The sequence below is a fragment of the Streptomyces sp. AB3(2024) genome, from assembly GCF_041862025.1.
Lineage (GTDB): Bacteria > Actinomycetota > Actinomycetes > Streptomycetales > Streptomycetaceae > Streptomyces.
Map to the genome: position 1 here is coordinate 1 of NZ_JBGWAB010000050.1, position 15,666 is coordinate 15,666.

At 71.4% G+C, this 15,666-nt stretch carries 15 protein-coding genes and 2 pseudogenes; 9 read left to right on the top strand and 8 right to left on the bottom strand.

Annotation, left to right across the window (positions count from 1 at the left end; all coding sequences use genetic code 11):
- The coding region (locus ACEPPI_RS20415) for a carotenoid oxygenase family protein (RefSeq protein ID WP_373916672.1) at positions 1-1,075 on the top strand (1,075 nt) is incomplete at its 5' end.
- Here the strand turns inward: ACEPPI_RS20415 and ACEPPI_RS20420 are convergent.
- The 6 genes from ACEPPI_RS20420 to ACEPPI_RS20445 form a co-directional block, all read right to left on the bottom strand.
- The gene (locus tag ACEPPI_RS20420) at positions 1,057-1,224 is read right to left on the bottom strand and encodes a hypothetical protein (protein WP_373916673.1); all 168 of its coding nucleotides are present in this window, start codon (positions 1,222-1,224) and stop codon (positions 1,057-1,059) included. The genes ACEPPI_RS20415 and ACEPPI_RS20420 overlap by 19 nt on opposite strands.
- 141 nt (positions 1,225-1,365) lie before the next feature.
- On the bottom strand, positions 1,366-2,199 hold the full coding sequence (locus ACEPPI_RS20425) for an amino acid ABC transporter ATP-binding protein (protein WP_373916674.1): 834 nt from the start codon (positions 2,197-2,199) through the stop codon (positions 1,366-1,368).
- Between the two features lie 7 nt (positions 2,200-2,206).
- Positions 2,207-3,007 (bottom strand): amino acid ABC transporter permease, encoded by an 801-nt coding sequence (locus ACEPPI_RS20430; RefSeq protein ID WP_373916675.1) that lies wholly within the window; start codon positions 3,005-3,007, stop codon positions 2,207-2,209.
- Entirely contained in the window at positions 3,004-3,855 is an 852-nt protein-coding gene (locus ACEPPI_RS20435; RefSeq protein ID WP_373916676.1) for an ABC transporter substrate-binding protein, read from the bottom strand. The genes ACEPPI_RS20430 and ACEPPI_RS20435 overlap by 4 nt, the downstream gene beginning before the upstream one ends.
- A gap of 179 nt (positions 3,856-4,034) precedes the next feature.
- On the bottom strand, positions 4,035-4,697 hold the full coding sequence (locus ACEPPI_RS20440; RefSeq protein WP_373916677.1) for a DUF4360 domain-containing protein: 663 nt from the start codon (positions 4,695-4,697) through the stop codon (positions 4,035-4,037).
- Positions 4,698-4,868: 171 nt separating this feature from the next.
- Positions 4,869-5,792 carry a zinc-binding alcohol dehydrogenase family protein gene (locus ACEPPI_RS20445; protein ID WP_373916678.1) on the bottom strand — a complete coding sequence of 308 codons (924 nt, stop codon included), beginning with the start codon at positions 5,790-5,792 and terminating at the stop codon, positions 4,869-4,871.
- Positions 5,793-5,879: 87 nt separating this feature from the next.
- Between ACEPPI_RS20445 and ACEPPI_RS20450 the strand changes: the two genes are divergently transcribed.
- The 3 genes from ACEPPI_RS20450 to ACEPPI_RS20460 all read left to right on the top strand — a co-directional run bounded on the left by ACEPPI_RS20450 (position 5,880) and on the right by ACEPPI_RS20460 (position 7,821).
- Positions 5,880-6,311, top strand: coding sequence for a MarR family winged helix-turn-helix transcriptional regulator (locus tag ACEPPI_RS20450; RefSeq protein WP_373916679.1), 432 nt, complete (start codon positions 5,880-5,882; stop codon positions 6,309-6,311).
- 130 nt (positions 6,312-6,441) lie between these two features.
- A complete protein-coding gene (locus ACEPPI_RS20455) occupies positions 6,442-6,939 on the top strand; it encodes an N-acetyltransferase family protein (protein WP_373916680.1) in 498 nt (165 codons plus the stop codon).
- 99 nt (positions 6,940-7,038) lie between these two features.
- Positions 7,039-7,821, top strand: a complete 783-nt coding sequence (locus tag ACEPPI_RS20460) for a maleylpyruvate isomerase family mycothiol-dependent enzyme (RefSeq protein ID WP_373916681.1) — start codon at positions 7,039-7,041, stop codon at positions 7,819-7,821.
- 149 nt (positions 7,822-7,970) lie between these two features.
- Here ACEPPI_RS20460 and lpdA read toward each other — a convergent pair whose 3' ends face one another.
- The gene (gene lpdA / locus ACEPPI_RS20465; RefSeq protein ID WP_373916682.1) at positions 7,971-9,374 is read right to left on the bottom strand and encodes a dihydrolipoyl dehydrogenase; all 1,404 of its coding nucleotides are present in this window, start codon (positions 9,372-9,374) and stop codon (positions 7,971-7,973) included.
- A 201-nt stretch (positions 9,375-9,575) separates the two neighbouring features.
- Between lpdA and ACEPPI_RS20470 the strand changes: the two genes are divergently transcribed.
- Positions 9,576-10,688 (top strand): alpha/beta hydrolase, encoded by a 1,113-nt coding sequence (locus tag ACEPPI_RS20470; protein ID WP_373916683.1) that lies wholly within the window; start codon positions 9,576-9,578, stop codon positions 10,686-10,688.
- Between the two features lie 76 nt (positions 10,689-10,764).
- Here the strand turns inward: ACEPPI_RS20470 and ACEPPI_RS20475 are convergent, their stop codons facing one another.
- Positions 10,765-11,502 carry an SDR family oxidoreductase gene (locus ACEPPI_RS20475; RefSeq protein WP_373916684.1) on the bottom strand — a complete coding sequence of 246 codons (738 nt, stop codon included), beginning with the start codon at positions 11,500-11,502 and terminating at the stop codon, positions 10,765-10,767.
- A gap of 141 nt (positions 11,503-11,643) precedes the next feature.
- On the opposite strand from ACEPPI_RS20475, the gene ACEPPI_RS20480 reads away from it, so the two are divergent.
- From ACEPPI_RS20480 to ACEPPI_RS20495, 4 genes and pseudogenes are all read left to right on the top strand, one after another.
- Entirely contained in the window at positions 11,644-12,216 is a 573-nt protein-coding gene (locus ACEPPI_RS20480) for a TetR/AcrR family transcriptional regulator (RefSeq protein ID WP_373916685.1), read from the top strand.
- Between the two features lie 187 nt (positions 12,217-12,403).
- On the top strand, positions 12,404-13,573 hold the full coding sequence (locus ACEPPI_RS20485; protein ID WP_373916686.1) for a hypothetical protein: 1,170 nt from the start codon (positions 12,404-12,406) through the stop codon (positions 13,571-13,573).
- A gap of 489 nt (positions 13,574-14,062) precedes the next feature.
- Positions 14,063-14,227: pseudogene (locus tag ACEPPI_RS20490) on the top strand (XRE family transcriptional regulator); the annotation flags it as partial.
- Between the two features lie 88 nt (positions 14,228-14,315).
- Positions 14,316-15,389 (top strand): annotated as a pseudogene (locus ACEPPI_RS20495) (NACHT domain-containing NTPase); the annotation flags it as partial.
- Positions 15,390-15,666: the final 277 nt, after the last annotated feature.

The window sequence follows — 15,666 nt, forward strand, 5'->3', positions numbered from 1 at the left end:
CACCCACATCATCGAACACGGCGGACGCCTGCTCGCCCTCTGCGAGGCCAACCTCCCCTTCGAACTCACACCCGAACTGGAGACCGTCGGCGCGTACGACTTCGGCGGCAAGCTGCGCAGCGCCATGACCGCGCACCCCAAGGAGGACCCGGTCACCGGCGAGCTCCACTTCTTCTCCTCCTCCCCCTTCCCCCCGTACCTGATCCACCACGTGGCCTCGGCCGACGGGCAGGTCCTGGACAGCCAGGAGGTGCCGGGCGCCACCGCCGCCCTCAAGCACGACTTCGCGCTCACCGAGCACCACGTGGTCTTCCTGGAGGGCTCGGTCACCTTCGACCCCTCCGAGCACTCCGGCATCCCGTACGGCTGGAGCGACGCGCAGCCCTCGCGCATCGGCGTCCTGCCGCGCGGTGCGGGCGGCGCTCGGCGGGTCCGCTGGTTCGAGATCGGCCAGGGTTTCGCCATGCACCTCGCCAACGCCTACGAGGACGCCCGCGGGCGGATCGTCATCGAGGGCCCGTCCGTGGGCCGCGACGGCTGGCGACGCTCCTGGAACTGGTGGGTCGGCGCCCCCGACCGCGGTGCCGAGCCCGCCTCCGGCTCCCGGGGCCGGCGCTGGACCGTGGACCCGGCGAGCGGGCGGACCACGGAGGAGGAGAGCGACGACCTCACGGTCGAGTTCCCGACGATCAACGACGCGTTCACCGGGCGCGAGCACCGCTACCAGTACGCGCTCGCCTTCCCCGACGACCGGGGCATCGGCCGGCACACCCTCGTGAAGTACGACCGCGCCACCGGCGCCCGCCTGTTGCGGCCCTTCGGCGCCGGGCAGCTCCCCAGCGAGGCGGTGTTCGTCCCGGCCGCCGGCGCCACCGAGGAGGACGCCGGTTACCTCCTGACGGTGGTCGGCGACCTGAACGCCGACGCCTCACGGCTGCTCGTCCTGGACGCCGGGGATCCGGCCCTGGCCCCGGTGGCCACGGTCCACCTCCCGCGCCGGGTACCCGCCATGATCCACGGCTCGTGGATCCCGGACGCGGCCCTCACCGGGCCCGTTCAGCGGGCCGGGCGCTGAGGGGCTTCGGCGGAGCCGGTGGACGGCGCGGCGGCTCCGTCGGCGAGGGCCTCGTCCATGTCGAGGCCCTCCAGTCCGGGGAAGCGGTAGGGGTCGAGCGCCCATCGCGGCGTCCGCGACGACAGTGCGTAGGTGGGCTGCGTGTCCATCGGACCTCCAATGTCGTGACCGAACGTGAGGACTCTTGAGGACTCTTGAGGACTCGTCACTCTGTGCGCCAGGTTGCGGGCCGCGCTCCGTCCCACCCGAACGCACCCAACGGCATCTCGTCGGACCATGACAAGACCCGCTCACCCTTCGGGCGGCCGGGCCGGGCCGGGGTCCTCGCCGACGGGCGGCTCGGCCGCCGCGGGGTCCAGGATGCGGTCGAGGAAGTTCCTGGTCCGCTCGTGTGCCGGACGCGTGATCACCTGCGCCGCCGGCCCCTGCTCGACGATCACTCCCCCGTCCATGAACACGACGCGGTCCGCGACCTCCCGGGCGAAACTCATCTCGTGGGTGACGACCATCATGGTCATGCCCTCGCCGGCCAGCAGCCGCATCACCGAGAGGACCTCGCCGACGAGTTCGGGGTCGAGCGCCGAGGTCGGCTCGTCGAACAGCATCACCTCCGGCCCCATCGACAGGGCCCGGGCGATCGCCACGCGCTGCTGCTGTCCGCCGGACAGCTGGGCCGGGAAGGCGCCCGCCTTGTCGGCGAGACCGACCCGTTCCAGGTTCTCCCGGGCGACCTCGGCGGCCCGGACCTTGTTCCGGCCCAGCACCCGCCGCTGCGGCAGCGTGAGGTTGCCGGTGACGCTGACGTGCGGGAAGAGGTTGAACTGCTGGAAGACCATCCCGATGCGGCGGCGGACGGCGTCGATGTCCACGTCGGGGTCGGTGAGCTCGGTACCGCCGACGTGGACGGTGCCCCGGCTCGGCTCCTCCAGCAGGTTCACGCAGCGCAGCAGCGTCGACTTGCCGGAGCCGGACGGGCCGATGACACAGACGACCTCGCCGGGGGCGACGTCGAGGTCGATGCCGCGCAGGACGTGGTTGTCGCCGAAGGACTTGTGCAGGTCGCGGATCTCGATCTCCGGGCGGTCCGCCGGCGCCGTGTCCGCCGGTGGTGTCTGTTGTGGCATGTCGTCCTCACGTGGCCTTGTCGGCACGGGCTTCCAGGCGGCGCACCACGAAGCTCAGCGGCACGGTCACCAGGAGGTAGCACAGGCCCGCGACCAGGATCGGGGTGGAGTTGGCGGTCTCGCTGGCGAGGTCCCGTCCGAATTTCGTCAGTTCCCGCTGCTCCAGCGTCACTCCGAGGAAGAGCACCAGGGAGGAGTCCTTGAAGAGCAGGACCAGTTCGTTGGTGAGCGGCGGGATCACGATGCGGAAAGCCTGCGGGATGATCACCGAGGCCATGGCGCGGGCGTGCGAGAAGCCCAGCGAACGGGCCGCCTCCATCTGCCCCTTGGGCACGGCCTGGATGCCGGCCCGAATCGTTTCCGCCATGTAGGCGGCCGCCACCAGGCCGAGACCGAGCGCGACCTTGCCGTAGATGCCGCCGGGGATCTGGGTGCCGGGGAAGGCGAGCGGCACCGCCACGCCCACGAAGATGAAGATGAGCAGCGCGGGCAGACCCCGGAACAGTTCGATGTAGACACCGGCGGCCCATCGGTAGGGGGCCACCGAGGAGAGCCTCATCATGGCGACGACCAGGCCGAGTACGAGGCCGAAGAGGAATCCGGAGAAGGTGTACACCACCGTGTTGCGCAGGGCGATGGTGATGATGTCCGGGAAGAGCCGGGCGGCCAGGTCGGGCTGCGCGAACTGGTTCGCCAGCCGGCCCCAGTCGGCGAGGACGACGACCAGGACCAGCACGGCCACGAAGACCGCGTACTGGATCCACTGCCAGACCCGGCGCCGCTGGCGCCGGGTCAGCCGAGAGGTCACGACGTGGCCTGGGGCAGGGGTCCGATCCACTGCTCGTAGAGCTTCTTGTAGGTGCCGTCGGCCTTGGCGGTGGTGATCGCCTTGTCGATCGCGGCGAGGAGGGCGGCGTTGCCCTTCTTCACCGAGAAGCCGTACTTCTCACCGGTGTCGATGTTCTGGCCCAGGACGAACTCGGCGGCGTTCGTCTTGTCCTTGAGCCAGCCCTGGACGACCGGGTAGTCGATCACGACCGCGTCGACCTGGCCGGTGCGCAGTCCGTTCAGCACCGCGTCCGAGCTCTCGAAGGAGACCGGGTTGAAGCCCTGCGCCTTGGCGTAGCTCTCCCCGGTGGTCTCCGCCTGCGCGCCCAGTTTCCCGCCCTTGGCCTTGAGCTCGGCGAGCGTGGTGACACCGCTCTTCTTGTTGGCGAGGAGGGCCTGGGTCGCGTCGAAGTAGGGGACGGAGAAGTCCACGTTCTTCTTGCGTTCGTCGGTGATCGTCATGCCGGCCGCGGCGAGGTCGCACTGGCCGGAGTTCAGGAAGGCCCCGGTCTTGAAGTTTTCGAACGGAGTGTCGAGGATCTTCTGTTCGACTTTGAGGTTCCGGGCGACGAGGTCGATCAGGGCCACGTCGAAGCCGACGACCTTGCCGTTCTGCTCGAACTGGAAGGGCGGATAGGGCAGATGCGTACAGGTGGTCAGTTTGCCCTTCTCCACGACCGGGACGCCTCCGGCCGCCTCCCCCGGGCCGCTGCCGCCGGAGGAGCAGCCCGCGGCGAGGAACACGCCCGCCGCGGCGGCGAGGCCGGCCGTGGCGCGGATACGGGGACTGCTGCGCTGACTGCGGTGTTCTGCGGCCGTCCGGAACACGGTTGACCTCCACGGATGCGGGGTGGGAGCGGTCACGGGAGGGAACCGTCCGTCGAGATCGTAAGCCCGGGGCCTTGCGGGACGGCGGAGCCGGCCTGACGCGGCGCGGACGTGGCCGGACATCGCCCTCGGGCGGCCGGACAGTGCCTGTTGCGCCCCGCCACCCGATCGGCCGCGGCTCAGCGCTGCGGGCAGGTCTTCCAGGCGAAGTGGTACTTGGTGTTGATGCTGCCGTCGGTGGAGTCCATCGTCAGGAAGCTGGTGGTGTTGGCCGTGTCGGAGGTGCCGGCCTGCGCGAGCAGCTCGGTGTTGATGTTGAGGTTCCGCTTCGCCCCGCACGGGTGGAAGACGAGGGCCTCGATCGCGACCTGGTCGGTGGCCTGCCAGTTGTCCTGGTAGCGGCCGCGCAGGGTGTGGCTGCGGCGGGCGGTCTCGGACATGCCCTGGAAGTAGTAGCCGGCCCTCTGCTCGCCGCTCGCACCGGGCGCCAGGCTGGCGAAGCCCCGGTAGTCCGCCTGGGTGATGGCGAAGGTGTAGCCCTGGGGGACGTTCACGCTCAGGCCGAGCTGGCAGTTCTTGCGGAAGTCGGTCGCCTTGGCGTCCTTGCCGACCTGCGCCGTGTACTCGCTGTAGGCCACCGTGAAGGCGGTGTTGTCGGGAGAGACCGCAACGGTGGCGCTGCCGGGCCGGCAGCCGGAGCCGTTGACCTGGACCACGTCGATGGTGATCTTGTCGAGGGGTGCGGGGGCCGGGGCGGCGGTGGTGGCGGCCCCCGCGGACGGGGTGAGGGCGGAGGCGGCGAGGGCCGCGGCCGCGCCGGCGATGAACACCGTTCTGAACATGTGGAGTCCTTCCGATCGGCTGCTCTGCGTGACCGGCTCGAACCGTTCCACACCGCCCGCGACCGCTGTCGCAGGCGCGGCACGCACCGCGTCCGGGGCAGCGGCGTGTCCCCCGGACGGCCGAGTCGGCCGGACAGCGGAGGGGGCCGCGCCGGGCGACCCGTCCGTCCGCTACGGGACCAGGACCACCTTGCCGAGGTTGCGGCGCGCTTCGATGACGGCGTGGGCGCGGGCCGCCTCGGCGAGCGGGATCTCCTCGTGGACGGCGGGGCGCAGGGTGCCCGCCGCGTGCAGCTCCCAGAGTTCGCGCCGCCAGCGGTCGTAGAGCTCGGGCTTGCCGAAGGCGATCGCCCGCATCTGGAAGCCGATCATCGAGGCGCCGCGGACGAGCAGCTCGTAGGCCTCGACCGTACCGCCGCCCGAGCCGTACGCCACGATGCGTCCGCCGGTGGCGAGGGCGCGGACGGCGGGGCCGAGCAGGTCGCCGCCGACGCCGTCGAGGACCACGTCGTACGGGGCTCCCCAGTCGGCGTCCTCGTACAGCACGACCCGGTCCGCGCCCAGGCCGCGGACGAAATCGGCCTTGCCGGCACTGCTGACGGCGGCGACGACGCGCCCGGCCCCGGCGGCCTTCGCGTACTGGACGGCGAGGCCGCCCACCGCGCCCGCCGCGGCGGTCACGAGGACCGACTCGCCGGGCTCGACGCGGGCGGCCGCGTGGGCGCCGCGGGCCACGAGGCCGCTGCGCACCAGCGCGACGGCCCGCACCGCGCTCACGCCGTCGGGGATGCGGGAGGCCAGTGCGGCACCCAGGAGCGCGAACTCGGCGTAGGCGTCGGCGAAGCACAGTCCGGTGACCCGGTCCCCGACGGCGAAGCCGCTCACCCCCGGGCCCGTGGCGACGACCTCTCCGGCGATCTCGCCGCCGAAGGAGACGGGCCCGTCGCCCTCCCTGACCTTGCGCACGGTGGGCAGCGTCACGCCGACGGCTTCGGCCCGGACCAGCAGTTCACCGGGGCCCGCGACGGGCCGGTCGACGTGTTCGGCGAACAGTACTTCGGGTCCGCCGTTGACCTCGTGACGGATGCGCAGCACAGGACCTCCCCGATCCGGATTCATTGGATGCCCCAACGATAAGCGGGAAATCGTGGGGATGTCCAACGACTTCGTTAGGCTGGCCCCATGACGTCCCCCCTCGCGCACATCCGGTCCCTTCCGACCTGGCTCGTCGGCCGCGTCGCGGCACGCGGCCGCGGGCTGGTCGCCGACGCGCTCTCCGGCGAGGGACTGGGCCTCATGCACCACGCGGTGCTGGCCGCGACCGCCGAGTACGGACCCGTCGCCCAGGCCGACCTGTGCCGCCGCCTGGCGGTCGACCCGAAGGACATGGTGGGCCTCCTCAACCACCTCCAGCAGGGCGGACTCGTCCTGCGCACCCCCGACCCCGCCGACCGCCGCAAGAACGCCGTCACGGTCACCCCGGAGGGCGCGGCGACCCTCGCCCGCTGCGCACGGCTCGCCGGGACGGCCAACGCGGCGCTGCTGGCTCCGCTGGACCCGGACGAACAGCGGCAGCTGATCGCCCTGCTGACGCGGCTCCACGAGGCGCCATAGCCCGGCGTGCCGTGAGGTGTGGCGGCGTGGGGTGCAGCGGCATGAGGTGCGGCGGCGTGAGGTGTGGCGGCGTAAGTTCAAGCCCCCAACACCTCGGCATGCGCGGCCCGTTGCGCTGTAGGCTCGCCGCATGATCGAGATTCGTCGCGCGGGCCCGGCCGACGGGACCGTGCTCGGTGAGATCCACGCCGCGGCCTGGGAGGCCGTCTACGCGCCCTTCTTCGCCCCCGATTTCGCCGCACCGGCGGTGGAGGACCGGCGACACCGCTGGCACGCGCGGGTCGGCGGGGGTTCCGAGACGGTGCTGCTCGCCACGGTCGACGGCCGCCCGCTGGCCCTGAGCTTCTTCGCGTCCTCCCCCGACCGGCCCGGCCTCGCCGAGATCTTCTCCGTCTACAACCACCCCGACGGCTGGGGCAGCGGGGTCGCCGCCGCCCTGATGGACGCGACCCTGAGCCGGCTGCGCGAGGACGGGTTCGCCCGGGTGCACCTGTGGACGCTGCGCGGGACACCGCAGTCGCGCCGCTTCTACGCCAAGTGCGGCTTCATCGAGACCGGCGCCTCGCGCCCCCACGACTTCGGCGACGGCAACCCCCTCGACCAGGTCGAGTACGAACGGGCGTGCTGACGCCCCGCACACCCCTGACGCCCCCCGCGCACGCACCTCCCGAGCCCTGTGAAAGAGTGCCGGAAGAGGCGAACCCCCAGGTCAGGAAGGCACCACCCGATGAGCACAGCCGAGCAGCCCGATCACGCGGCGGCCGTCGCCGCCCAGAGCGCACGGTTCGTGGACCTGGTCCGCGGCGCCGACCTGACGGCCCCCGTACCCACCTGTCCGGGCTGGACCCTAGCCGACCTGGTCCGGCACTGCGGTGGCGTGCACCGCTGGTTCTCCGCGCTGCTGCTCCAGAAGGTGCAGGAACGCCCGACGAGCCGTGATGTGGACCTGCGCCTTCCCGAGCGCGAGGAGGACTACGCCGACTGGCTGGCCGCCGGCGCCGCCGCGGCGGCCGAGGTGTTCGCCGCGACCGACCCCGACGCGCCCATGTGGGTCTGGGGAGCCGACGCCCACGCCCGGTTCTGGATCCGCCGGATGCTGTTCGAGACCCTGGTCCACCGCGTCGACGCGGAGCGCGCCCTGGGGCTCGCGTCCTCGATCGACGCCCCGCTCGCGCGGGACGGCGTCGACGAGTTCCTCGTCAACCTGCCCTACGCCACCCCCTTCGCGCCCGGGGTGGCGCGGCTGCGGGGAACGGGCCGGACGATCCGGTTCCGGTGCACCGACACGGACGGCTCGTGGCTGGTCCGCCTGCGACCCGACGGATTCGGCCTCGTCGCCGACGGGGCGGGGGACGGCGCCGGGGCCGAAGCCGCCGACGCGGCCGTCAGCGCGTCGGCCGCCGATCTGCTGCTGGTCCTCTACGGCCGCACCGCGCGCACGGCGCCGGGTGTCGAGAGCACCGGGGACGCCGACCTGCTCGACCTCTGGTTCACCCACTCGGCGTTCTGACCGCGCCCGGCGCGCCCGCCGGTCCGGTCGCACGGCCCGCCCCCTTGCGGTGAGGGAGCGGTCCGTGCGGCCGGCCCGAGCTGTCGAGTACCTCCTGCCGGGGAGGACTTCCCCGGTGCGCGCGCCGGGTTCCCGCCCCGCGGCGGGACTCAGAAGTTGATCATGTGGCCGGCCAGTCCGTGGACGGCCTCCTTGACGGCCTCGCCGAGGGTCGGGTGCGCGTGGACGTTGCGCGCGACCTCGTGCACCGTCAGGTCCCACTGCTGCGCCAGCGTCAGCTCCGGCAGGAGTTCGGTGACGTCGGGGCCGATCAGGTGGGCCCCGATGATCTCGCCGTGCGTGGCGTCGCTGATCAGCTTCACGAAGCCGGCCGTGTCACCGAGGCCGTGCGCCTTGCCGTTGGCGGTGAAGGGGAACTTGGCGACGCGGACGTCGAAGCCCTTCTCCTTCGCCTGCGCCTCGGTCCAGCCGAAGCTCGCGATCTGCGGCTGGCAGTAGGTCGCCCGCGGGATCATCGGGTAGTCCAGCTCCATCGTCTCCGCGTCCGCGATGGTCTCGGCGGCGACGACGCCCATGGCCTCCGCCGTGTGCGCCAGCATCAGCTTGGCGGTGACGTCGCCGATGGCGTAGATGTGCGGCACCGCCGTGCGGCAGCGGCCGTCGACGTCGATGGCGCCGCGCTCGGTGACCCGTACGCCGGTGGCCTCCAGCCCGTAGCCGGTGACGTTGGGCGCGAAGCCGATGGCCTGGAGCACCTTGTCGGCCTCCAGCACCTTCGTCGCGCCGTCGGCGCCGGTGACGGTCACCCGGACCTGCGGGCCCGACTCGTCGATCGACTCGACGCGGGTCGAGGTCAGGACGTCGATCCCCAGCTTGCGGTACTGCTTGGCCAGTTCGGCGGAGACGTCCGCGTCCTCCAGCGGGGCGATCCGGTCCAGGAACTCGACGATGGTGACCTTCACGCCGTAGTTGTGCAGGACGTACGCGAACTCGATGCCGATGGCGCCGGCGCCCGCGATCACGATGGACCCCGGCACGTCCTCGGCGAGGATCTGCTCCTCGTACGTGACCACGCGGTCGCTGCGCCGCGTGCCGGGCAGCAGCTTCGGGGTGGCGCCGGTGGCGATGATGCAGTCGCCGAAGGAGATCTCCCGGGTGGTGCCGCCCGCCCCGTCGATCCGCAGGGTCCGGTCGTCCAGGAAGGTCCCCCGGCCGTCGAACTCGGTGATCCCGTTCTTCTTCATCAGGTAGTGGACGCCCTTGACCCGGCCGTCCGCGACCCGGCGGCTGCGCCGGAACGCCTCGCCGTAGTCGAAGGACACCTCGCCGTCCACCTTGATGCCGAAGGTCTTGGCCTCGTGGGTGAACAGGTGTGCCAGCTCGGCGTTGCGCAGGAGCGCCTTGGTGGGGATGCAGCCGACGTTCAGACAGACGCCGCCCCAGTACTTCTCCTCGACGACCGCGACGCTGCGACCCAGCTGGGCGGCACGGATGGCGGCAACGTATCCGCCGGGGCCGGCCCCGAGGACGACGACGTCGAAATGCTCCTGCATGGATGGTTTCCTTCCCATAACAAGTCGTGCGCAAGTGAGTTCACGCCCACGTTACGCCGGGTTCCGGGAGCGGGTGTTCGAAGATCACCTCAAGGCCCGCAACCTTTTGCCCCGCCTTCCCCTCTCTTTCTTTGGCACGCCGACGCGGGCCGACGGGCCCGCGGGTCCCGACCGATAGCCGACAGAAGGTCTCACCGATCCATGAAGCTGACGAGTGGCGCCCCCCTCGTGCTCGCCCTGCTGTGCACGCTCCTGCTGTTCGCCCTGACGGTCTGGCTGTGGCCACGGCTGTCGAAGGGCGGCCCGCGCAAGGTGTTCGGCCGGGTCGCGCTGGTCGTGGTGCTCCAGCTGCTGCTCGTGGCCTCGATCGGACTGGCGGCCAACCGCAGCTTCCTGATCTACGGATCGTGGGCCGAGCTGGCCGGGCACGCGCAGGCACCGCCGGCCCTCGACGCGGGGCAGGGTGACGCTTCGGGCGTGAAGATCCTCGGCCGGCAGCCGGTCGACGTGCCCGGCGGCGCCACGCCGCGCGTGGGCGGCGTGATCGAGAAGGTGACGATCCAGGGGCAGCGGTCCAAGACCGCCACATCGGCCTACGTGTACCTGCCGCCCGAGTACTTCCAGAAGGGCAACGAGCACAGGACGTTCCCCGCCACCGTGGTCCTCACCGGTTTCCCGGGCACGTCGGAGAACCTGATCAAGGGGCTCGACTACCCGAAGACGGCCTGGAAGCTGGCCAAGCACAAGAAGACGCAGCCGATGGTCCTCGTGATGATGCGGCCGTCTGTGATCCCCACCCGCAACACCCAGTGCGTGGACGTCCCCGGGGGGCCGCAGAGCGAAACCTACTTCGCCACCGACCTCCCGCAGGCCGTCTCGGGCACGTACCGGGTGAAGAACGTGCCGTCGAGCTGGGCCATCATGGGCGACTCCACGGGTGGTTACTGCGCCCTGAAGATCGCTCTGGAGCACCCCGAGCGCTACGCGGCCGGGGTCGGCCTCTCGGCCGACTACAAGCCGGAGATCGACGCGGACTCGGGCGACCTGTTCCACGGCAACAAGCAGGAGGAGAAGCGGGCGGACCTGCTGTGGAGCCTGGACCACCTGCCGCAGGGCAAGTCCTCCTTCCTGGTCACCAGCTCCCTGCAGGGCGAGCCGAACCTCAAGCCGACGCAGCAGTTCATCCGGAAGGTGAAGGCTCCCGCGCACGTCTCGTCGATCACCCTCGACCACGGCGGGCACAACTTCAACACCTGGAGGCGCGAGATCCCGCCCTCCCTGGAGTGGGTCAGCGCCCACGTCAACGCGGGGTGACCTCCCCGGCGGGCGTGCCGCCCCTCCGTGCCGCCCCTCCGTGCCGGCCCTCTGCGCCGCCCCTCCGCTCCTGCCGTCAGGCCTGCGCCGTGGGACGGACGACGATCTCGCTGACGTCGATGCCGTCGGGCTGCCCGATCGCGTAACCGATGGCGGAGGCGATGGCGGAGGGCGGCATGGCCATCTCGTCCCGCTGCCGGGTCATCGCCGCCGCCACCTCGGGACTCGCCCCCTTGCCCACGCCCTCCGTGTGGGTGAAGCCGGGCGAGACGAGGGTGACGCGGAGGTCGGGGCCGGCCTCCTGTCGCAGCCCTTCGGTCAGGACCTTCACGGCCGTCTTGGTGGCCGCGTAGACGGTCTGGGGAGCCTTGACGACGTAGGCGGCGGTGGAGGCCACGTTGACGAACTGACCGGACCTCTGCCGCCGGAAGACGGGCAGCGCCGCCCCGATGCCGTTCAGCAGGCCCGTGATGTGGGTGGCGACCATGGCGTCCCAGTCGTCCTGGCGCAACTCGTCCAGCGGCGAGACCGCCATGGTGCCGGCGTTGGAGACCAGGACGTCGAGCCGGCCGAAGCGGTCGACCGCCGCGCCGGTCAGGCGCCGGAGGTCCTCGCGGCGCGTGACGTCGACGACGACCCCGACGGCCGAGCCGCCCCGCGCCGTGATCCGGTCCACCACCGCGTTCAATCGGTCCTCCCGCCGGGCTCCGAGCACCAGGTGGGCCCCCCGTTCCGCGAGATGGACCGCCGTCGCCTCTCCGATGCCGCTGCTGGCGCCCGTGAGTGCGATGACCTTGCCCTCGATGCCTGACATGGCCGGTCCTTCCGTGAGGGGTGCGTGCGGGCCGGTGCGTTGGCCTACAGTGGAATTGGGGGAGCCCCCACTTACTTCAGGCTAAGTGGACACGCCCCCACTTAGCAAGGCGGAGATCCTGAGAGGGGATGGCGAGCGCTCATGACCGAGGGAGCACAACGGCCGTTGAGGGCTGACGCACGGCGCAACCGGGAGAAGATCCTCACGGCCGCGGTGCGCGTATTCGCGACGGAGGGGCTCGACGCCCACCTGGAGCGCATCGCCAAGGAGGCGGGAGTGGGCAGCGCCACGCTGTACCGCAACTTCCCCACCCGCGAGACACTGGTCGAGGCCGTCTACCGCAACGAGGTGGCCCGGCTGTGCGACGCGGCCCCCACCCTGCTGGCGACGGAACCGCCGCTGGACGCCCTGCGCGCCTGGACACGTCTCTTCCTCGACTACGTGAGCGCCAAGTACGGCATGATCGACGCCCTGCGCGCCATCGCCGCCACGGGCGACAGCCCGTACGGCCACAGCCGCGAAATGATCCACGCCGCCCTGAGCTCCCTCATGGACGCGTGCGTGGCCGCCGGGACGATCCGCACGGACATCGGCCCCGCCGACATCGGCGCCGCCCTCGAAGGCATCGCCCTCACCTCGGCGAGCCCCGAACAGCGGCAGCGGGCGGAGCGCCTGCTCGACCTCACCCTGGACGGCCTGAAGACCCGTCCGTGAGGCCCGCTCCCGGACCGGAGCCGCGGGCCACCGCAACGTCGGCCCGGCGGCCCGGCCCCGACACGCCTCGCGCGAGATCCCCTGGTCAGCGCCACGGCTTCGCTACGTTGACGCATCATCCGCTTCTTTGGAAGCAGATCCGATGCGTCAGCCCCTCCCGGCCGGAGTGTGTCGACACGCCGCGTGGTTGACCACCCTCCTGGCCGCACTCGCGTTGTCCCTGGGCGTCTCCCCCGCGTACGGGCACCCGGGCCCCGGCAGCCCCCCGGACCAACCGCCCCACCGGCGCTCCGACGGGCCGTCCCGCACCCACTCCGCACACCGTCAGTGGCGCAAGTCCCCCCGGCTGCACGAGCAGGCGCGCACCGGCCGCTACGGCGGCGGGGAGGCGACCGTCGGCACGCGCCGCACGTGGCCGACCGTCGACTGGTCGTTCCAGACCGTGCTGCGCGAGTTCGAGCTGCGCGAGGTCGCCCCTCACGTCGAGCTCTGGGTGCGGACCGGTGACCTGCGGGTCGACAGCGACGACTGCAGCAGCTCGAACGCCGACGACCTCGTCGTCACCGACCGGCAGCTGCGCTACGTGGCCGAACAGTTCGAGCACGTCATCCGCCCGCGCGAGGCCCGGGTGTTCGGCACCCCGACCCCGCGCGACGGGAGCAACGCCAAGCCGGAACTGCTGGACCCGAGCATTCCGGCGGGCGCCTGGCGCGGGCCGGGCGACCGGCTCGTCGTACTCGTCGACAACATCGCGTCCGGCGGCGAGTTCCTCTCGGACGCCATCGCCGCGGTCGACCGCAACTTCGTCGTCATCGAGGCCGCCGGCTGGAAGACCATGGTCGGCCCGGAGCCGCCGTCCCTCTGCCCGGCCCCGTGCCGCGTCTGGGAGGGTTTCCCCCTCCCCCACTACATCGAGGGCCTGCTCGCCCACGAGTACAACCACGCGATCTGGCACAGCAGGGCCGAGGACGTCAGCGGCCCCAACTGGATCACCGAGGGAACGGCCGAATGGGCCAGGTGGCTGGTCGGCTACGACGACCGGCGTCAGGACGCCCTGAAGAACCTCAAGGTCGGATGCTTCCAGGGCCGCCAGAACGCGATGATGCCCCCGGGATACACCGACCCGTACGGCGACCGGAACGGCGGCCCCGAGAACTCCCTCTCGGTGTGGCCCGATCCCGGCCAGAGCTTCCTCTGTGACCACGGCGGCGCCGAGATCATGATCCACACGCTCAACGAGCGCTACGGAACCGGCTTCGTCAAGGACCTGCTGTTCGCGGGCGGCGGCTCCGGCTTCGACCGGCTCTCCAAGACCCTGGCACGCCACCACTCCAAGGAGACCCCTTCGACCTCCTGAAGGACTGGTCCACCACGGCTGCGCTCGACGGCGTCCTCGACGACGGCGCACGGCCGGCCGGACACTCCGGGGCCGGCCGCTTCCAGGCGAAGGCGCTCCACTCGACGGTGAACTTCGACACGCCCTTCGCCTACTCCCGCCCCGGCGCGCCCTCCAACGGCGCCGACTACGTACGCCTGCGCAACGGCTCGGGCGGGTACCTCACGGCCGGCGCGCTGCGCTCCCTGACCTTCGACGCGCCGGCCGTCTACCCGACGCGTCCGGTGGAGTGGAGCGTCGATCCGGACGGCCACGGCGCCGGATACCCCTCCCTCCACTCCGGCCGGCCGGCCGGGCGACGAGGTCAGCCTCGACCGCAGCATCGTACGGTCGGTCACCGTCGACCCGGCCGACCCCACCCTCTCCTTCGACGCCCGCTGGGACATCGAGCCCGGCTACGACATCGGTGCCGTGCAGGTGTCCACCGACGGGGGCGCCACCTTCACCGTCGTCGGCACGCTCCAGGTGGAGTCGACCCAGCTGCGCGTTCCCGCCCGGCCCGATCTGGCGATCGTGCTGCACACCCCGCTGCCGGGCACCGAAACGGCCGAGAAGCTGGAGTGGCTGACCTCGCCGGAAGGTCGGCGCGGCCTGATGTACCCCGTCGCCGGGTGAGCCCGTTGTACCGCTGCCGGGGGTCCGCAGCCGCTAGGGTTCCCCGAGTGGGCTGACGGACAACGGAGTTCGTGGGCGAGCGAAAGCGATGGAGATCGTCACGGCGGCCGCGGGGATCCTGGGCAAGCTGGCGTCCAAACCGTTGGCGGACACCGCGTTGCGCAAGGAGGCGGTGCTGCGGGCCCTGCGGGCGGTCCGGCTCGACCCCACGGTGCCGCCGCAGGACTTCGGCAGCCTCTACGCGCACACGCTGATCGAGTACTGCCTCGGCCGCCCCGCGCCCGTGCTCGCCTTCTTCCGGAACCCCTACGTGCTGGAGTCCTTCCGGCGCTCCTTCTCCGAAGGCGACTGGGCGGCGTTCCGTGCGGAGGCGGCGCAAGCCGTGGAACGCAATCGGGAGACGGTCGAGTTCGGGCATCTCGGCCACGGGTTCGAAGAGCACGTGGACGGGTTCACAGCGGCGTTCCAGGGGCTCGTGGACCGCAGCCGGGCACCGCACGAGGCACGGCTGGAGCAGAAGATCGACGTGTTCCTGGAACGGGTGAGCCAGACCCGGGTCGAGGAGGAGAGCCACCACACCTGTACCGAACCGGGCCGCTCCGAACTCCAGGAGCCCGCCAAGCGGCACCTTTCGGTCCTCGGCGAGTTCGGGATGGGCAAGTCGTGGTTCGCCCTGCACCTGGCCGTCGAGATGGCGCGCGGCTGGCGCGACGCCAGGCGCCGGGGGGTGCCGAGGCCCCGGATCCCGCTGCTGATCCCCCTGCGCGACTACGCCAAGCAGACCACGATGCAGGGGCTGCTCTCGGAGTTCTTCTTCAACAAGCACAAGATCGACCTGCGGAGCTACGACGTCTTCCGCGTCCTGAACCGCATGGGACGGCTGCTCCTCATCTTCGACGGCTTCGATGAGATGGCCGCGCGGGCCGACCGCAACACGATCGTCGCCAACTTCTGGGAACTGGCCAACGCCGTCGACCCGGGCTCCAAGGTGCTGCTCAGCAGCCTTCAGGAGCATTTCCGCAACGCCCAGGAGGCGCGCAACCTCTTCGGCGCGAAGGTCAGTGCGTCCGCGCTCGGATCCAAGGTGCCCCAGGACGGGCCGACCTTCGACATCGTCGAGCTGGTCCGCTTCGACGACGAGCAGATCGAGCGGATGCTGCGCCACGACCTGTCCGAGGACAAGGTCCGCATGGTGATGGCCCATGACGACGTGCGCGAGCTGATGGGGCGCCCTCTCATGTCGGAGCTGGAGATCGACGCGCTCCCGGAGATCGAGCAGGGCGCCGAGATCGACCTGGCCCGGATCTATCTCTACGCCGTGCAGCGCAAGATGGACCGCGACGTCAGCGCGGAGCGCACGTTCACCTCGCGCGGGGACAAGCTGCTCTTCCTGTGCGAGGTCGCCTGGGAGATGCTCTCCACCCATCGGCTCACCCTCA